General features: G+C 46.2%; 1 protein-coding gene. It reads right to left on the bottom strand.

What is annotated here, in order from left to right:
* A partial coding sequence (locus N1032_RS27245; RefSeq protein ID WP_259543827.1) for a hypothetical protein occupies positions 1–395 on the bottom strand: 395 nt, incomplete at its 3' end.
* Between the last annotated feature and the right edge of the window lie 157 nt (positions 396–552).

The following is a 552-nucleotide window of genomic DNA, read 5'->3' as shown; positions in this document are numbered from 1 at the left end:
ACTTCATTGTCTGTCTGAGTGTCAGCCTCTAACTGAGTGCGCTGACCAAAGGAACTGTAGACGAACTGATGAGTGTAAGGGTTGTCGTGATGGAATAATGTGCCTTGGTCGATTGCTTCCTTGTAGACATTGGGATTACCAGTTTTCTGAAACTCTTGCTGTGCTTTAGAGAAACGCTCTTTAGCATCATTCTGCAAGTAAGTGTCATAACTCTTGACAACTGGTTTAGCAACGTCGAGGAAGCTGTCAAATACCTGATGCAAATCAGACTTAGAAGGTTCTTCTCTTTGGATTTGAGCTGCTTGGTATTTCAGTCCACCGAGGTCAACATTGTATGGGTTGACTTTCTGGAAGCCTTGTGTGGCACCGAGTGCCTGTTCAATCATACTTGCCATATTATGCTCCTAAGCCTCCTTTAATGCCACCAAGCACTTGACCTGATGTAGTTGGGCCACCACCTTTCGCACCGACATAAGCAGATGCACCAGACTTAACACCCTGACCAACAACGTCAAGAGCCATAGCCAGACGGTTAGGTGTCTGGATTGGAGC

It is taken from the genome of Herbiconiux daphne, assembly GCF_024979295.1.
In the GTDB taxonomy this organism is placed as follows: domain Bacteria; phylum Actinomycetota; class Actinomycetes; order Actinomycetales; family Microbacteriaceae; genus Herbiconiux; species Herbiconiux daphnes.
Note: the sequence above shows the minus strand (reverse complement) of the source record. Positions and strands in the feature narration are given on the sequence as shown.